Below are 4,673 nucleotides of genomic sequence, written 5' to 3'. Positions count from 1 at the left end.
TGCATTGGTCTGATCTAAAATCTATTGTCCATAGAGAATGGCTTTTTTCAGATTTTGAATTTCAATGAGTATAAAATAGCAATGATTTTTGTCTGTTTGTTAATCGAGATAAAGAGTAGTTACCCCTCCAAGTATTCCTTCAATTCCTCTCCCTGTAGTCCGGCGTTGAGGGCGATGAGGAGTTTGAGGCGGGCTTTAGGGGCGTTGAGTTCTTTAATAAAGGCAATGCCCTTGTTGGCTAGGTCTTGGCCGCCTCCGGGATAGGCATAGACGGGTTCGGCGATGCCATTGAAGCAGCGGGAAACGAGGGCGATGGGGAGACCCGCTTGTACTAGATTTGCGAGCTGGTCTGCGACCAGTGGGGGGACATTGCCGGCACCGAAGGCTTCGATGATGAGTCCGTCTAGTTGGGATGTTTGGATGCTTTTGAGGAGCTCGCCGTCCATACCGGTGTAGACGGGGAGGATGGCTACTTGGCCTTCGATTTGTTGGAGATCAAAGCGGACTCGTTCTTGGGCCTGTTTGAAGTAGACGATTTCCTTTTTCATGATTAGGCCTAGTGGACCGTGGGTTGGGGTTTGGAAGGTGGAGACGTTGGTGGTGTGGGTTTTGGTGACATACTTAGCCGCATGGATTTCATCGTTCATGACAACTAAAACGCCCTTATCTTGGGCTTGGTCGTCTGTGGCAACACGGATAGCTGCCTGGAAATTATAGATGCCATCACTACCGAGTTCGTTTGAAGAGCGCATGGCACCGGTAATCACCACGGGGATTTGCGGCAAGCTCATGGTGTCCAGAAAATAGGCTGTTTCTTCGAGGGTGTCCGTACCGTGAGTGATGACCACCCCATCCACTTGATGTGCATAATCCTTGATGGCCTGGAAAAGCTGGAGCATGTGGCTGGGGGTCATCTGAGGGCTAGGCAGATTTAACAGATCTACTGAAATCAATTGGACATTTTCAGATCCTGCTTGGATCTGGACCATGGGATTTTGTTCATTGGTCGTAACCCGTCCCTGGTCATCGGCCTGCATGGAAATGGTTCCTCCTGTGTGAAGAGCCAAGATTCGTTTCATAACGCACCTCATATCTTTTTTATTTTCATTTTATCATACTAGAGGCCCGATTATGATAAAATAAAAGGAAGGAAAGGATGGATAAAGAGGGCTAGAATGGACATAAAAGCAGTTTTTTTTGATATCGATGGGACCTTGGTCAATGATAGCCGCCAAGTCCTCAAGTCGACCAAACAGGCAATTGCATCGCTGAAGAAACAAGGTATCCTGGTGGGACTGGCGACTGGTCGGGGACCTTTCTTTGTGCAGAAATTTATGGAGGAACTGGAGTTGGATTTTGCTGTGACCTATAATGGCCAGTATATTTTCAGCCCCAGTGGCTTGCTCTACGCCCAAACCCTTTCTAACCAAGAAGTTGCAGAAGTTCTGGCCTATGCTAAAAAACATGGCAAGGAGATTGCACTGGGGCGTGCGGATGGTATGTTGGGATCGCGGATTATGTCTTTTGGCATGTCCTCTCTAACTCAGGGCCTCCATCGTTTGATTCCGCCTAAGTTATCCAGTCTGGTCACCCAGTCTTTTAATAAGGTTGTGAGTCGTTTTGTCCCTCAGGATTACCAGGAGTTGGAAGCTTTGGCCAAAGAGCCTATTTACCAAATTCTAATGCTGGCAACCAGTAAGGAGGGCACGGAAGTTGCCCAACAGTTTCCACACTTGAAATTTACCCGCTCAAGTCCCTATGCATCAGATATTATTAGCCAGGGAATGTCCAAATTGGAGGGGATTCGACTTTTGGGCCAGGAGTTTGGTTTTGACCTGGATCAAGTTATGGCCTTTGGCGATTCGGATAATGATTTTGAAATGTTGTCTGGAGTTGGCTTGTCGATTGCCATGGGCAATGGCTCTAGTCGGATTAAGAAAGTCGCCCAGCACACAACCAGTTCCAACACCGAAGATGGGATTCATGAGGCCTTGTCCTATTTCGGTTTTCTAGGCCAGGAGCCGATTTTTGTCAGTCAGGATACTAGTTTCAATAAGGTCAAGCAGTTCCATGGTTTGATGGATCAGCGGACGCAAGAAGATCCACGTCCTTGGGTCTGCCAGGATGCGGGCTATCGGGCGGCCTTTACGATTGAGGAACTAGTAGAATTTGTCCATGCAGCCAGTGCTTCTCCCGCCGAGTTTGAAGCAACCATTAGCCAACTCCACCAAGCTATTGACAAGGCCAAGGAGAAGGTCAGTTCTAAAGCAGGAGAACCACAAGTGGATTTAGTCAAGCAGACAGATGCTCTGGCGGATCTCCTCTATTTCACTTATGGTCATTTTGTACTCATGGGAGTGGACCCAGCTCCGATCTTTGACCTGGTTCACCAGGCTAACATGGGCAAAATTTTTCCAGACGGCAAAGCCCACTTTGACAGTCAAACCCATAAAATTTTGAAACCAGAGGATTGGGAAGAAAAATATGCTCCTGAGCCTGGCATTAAGAAGGAATTGGAACGCCAAAAAAGGGCCTACCACAAACACCATAGTAAAAAAGAGGCTGGGAAAAAATCCTAGCCTCTTATGTTATGGTTTGTGAACTGACTCTGACACAGGCACTAACTGAGTTTACGAACATCGGACGCTGTTTGAGTATTTACAAGATTATTTCGTGCTTGTCTATTTTAAAGCTCAGTGAGTCAATTCCTGACTCGCTGAGTGTCCTAAAAGAGATCTTCTTGCTCACGCACGACAAGGAAATCGACCTTGGCGTGGCGCAGGATGTACTCAGATGAAGAACCAACCAAGAGGCGCTCGAAGGCGTTGAGACCTGTTGCCCCAACCATAATCAAATCGATCTTGTGCTCTTCGGGAATGTCGGTTGCCAAGAGTGTTTTAGGATTGCCAAATTCAATCACTTGATGGACTTCTGTTAAACCGGCAGCCTGAGCCTGTTGGACATATTCCTCGAGCATTTTCTGAGCTTCGATTTTGAGTTGCTTATAAACATCGGAATCGAAAGGGGTTACACTTTGAATCGCGCGTGTATCAACGACGTGAACCAGAAAGAGCTGAGCCTGGTTGCGCAGGGCCACATGGATAGCCTTGTGCAAGGCCAATTCAGCAGATTTAGAACCATCTAAAGCAACCATGATGTGTTGATAATGTTGAGTCATAAGCTTACCCTCCTTTTAGTTACTTCTATTGTAACCCTTTTCATCGGGTAATGCAATATTATAGGGAAATTTTATAAAAATCGGAAGTTGATTATTACATTTTTGTGACAAATTAAAAGGATACTTGACATTATATATATATATAATGGAAAATGACAGATTAGAATCTGTCTTGTTAGTTTATATACTTGAAATACGGAGAATAATTTATGAAGAAAATACTGATAGCAGGTGCAGTTGCAACAGTTGCAGCAACTGGTTTAAGCGTAGCAGCTGATGAGATTGCTAACGCAGTTGTGGAAGATAAGGATGTTAAAAGTGTTGATTGTAGTTGTCAGTCTGACGCGTTGATGGTTGAGCAAGAAAACATTAATGAATTGAATAAGACTATCCAAGAGCAAGAATTAAAGATTTCTGAAGATAAAGAAAACGTTTCAATAGCTGAAAATGAATTGGCTACCGGTTTGGAACAATTAGAAAATGCTGCTAAAAAGCTCGAAGATATCACGCCAGAAAAAATAGCTACGGCAACAGATAAAATTAAAGAGATTGAAATAGCACTAGTAAATGATAAATCTTTAGAGAGTGCCAAAAATCAATTAAAGGATGCAGAGCAGAAGGTTCATGAATACGAGCCCATTCTTCAAGCTGCCCAAAAAGATGTTGAGTCAAAATTAGTTGAGGTACGAGAAACTGAGGCTAAAGTTCAGTTGGCGGAAGCAACTTTTGATGCAAACAGTGTCATAACTGCTCAAAAAGAAGTGAGTCAACTAGAGTCTACTTTAAAACAAAAGAATCAAGATTTAGTTGAACTAAATAAAAAGCTTGACGCGCTAGAAAAAGAGAAGTCGCTATTTTATTTGAATTCAAAGAAAAAGAAAGAAGAATTGGAAAAAGCAGTAAAAGAAGCTGGACCTGAATATACAACTGAATTGGTTCAGCATGTCGTTGCTGAAAATAAAGTGAAAGATTTTGATGCCTATTCTCAACCAAAAGACCCGTACTATATTAAGGATGGGAAGAAGTACTATGTGAGTGCAAATGAAAATCTTGAATTTGATGGGGAAGCCACAGAGGTTATTGTATTAAAAAATGCAGAAGAATACTCGGATAAAGAAGTTGATTATGAGAAGGTTTCTCAATATATTTCGGAATATCTTAAAGAACTGCGAAACATTAACGGAATTGATATTCCAGTACCACCAGTAACTTCAGAGGCTTTGAAATGGGCTAAAGCTCGAACCGATGAAATGGCTCGAAATAAAAAATTAAGCCATGACACAATTTTACAATTGGCAGACTTCGGGATTCGTGATGCGACAGAGAATGCAGCAACTCTTATTAGTAAAAAATCGAAACTTTCTGAAGGGCACTTCTAAAAACCAGAAGTATTCCGTCATATAAAAAAGAAGGGACGTTTGCCCTCTAATTTCCAGCAAGAGTCCCTGTATTTCCTACTTTTCTATCCCGATTATCGGGAGAATTCTGATTTTTG

General features: G+C 43.3%; 4 protein-coding genes. 2 read left to right on the top strand and 2 right to left on the bottom strand.

All coding sequences use genetic code 11. The features are described from left to right. Positions 1-119: 119 nt before the first annotated feature. Positions 120-1,079 (bottom strand): asparaginase, encoded by a 960-nt coding sequence (locus N4310_RS07650; protein ID WP_262092708.1) that lies wholly within the window; start codon positions 1,077-1,079, stop codon positions 120-122. A gap of 96 nt (positions 1,080-1,175) precedes the next feature. Between N4310_RS07650 and N4310_RS07645 the strand changes: the two genes are divergently transcribed. After that, the gene (locus N4310_RS07645) at positions 1,176-2,579 is read left to right on the top strand and encodes a Cof-type HAD-IIB family hydrolase (RefSeq protein ID WP_262092707.1); all 1,404 of its coding nucleotides are present in this window, start codon (positions 1,176-1,178) and stop codon (positions 2,577-2,579) included. A 146-nt stretch (positions 2,580-2,725) separates the two neighbouring features. Here the strand turns inward: N4310_RS07645 and N4310_RS07640 are convergent, their stop codons facing one another. Continuing rightward, entirely contained in the window at positions 2,726-3,178 is a 453-nt protein-coding gene (locus N4310_RS07640; protein ID WP_160333377.1) for a universal stress protein, read from the bottom strand. 209 nt (positions 3,179-3,387) lie between these two features. Between N4310_RS07640 and N4310_RS07635 the strand changes: the two genes are divergently transcribed. Then, positions 3,388-4,557, top strand: a complete 1,170-nt coding sequence (locus N4310_RS07635) for a hypothetical protein (protein ID WP_262092706.1) — start codon at positions 3,388-3,390, stop codon at positions 4,555-4,557. Positions 4,558-4,673: the final 116 nt, after the last annotated feature.

The sequence above is a fragment of the Streptococcus danieliae genome, from assembly GCF_025447695.1.
Lineage (GTDB): Bacteria > Bacillota > Bacilli > Lactobacillales > Streptococcaceae > Streptococcus > Streptococcus danieliae.
This window is presented reverse-complemented; position numbering and strand designations above follow the sequence as displayed.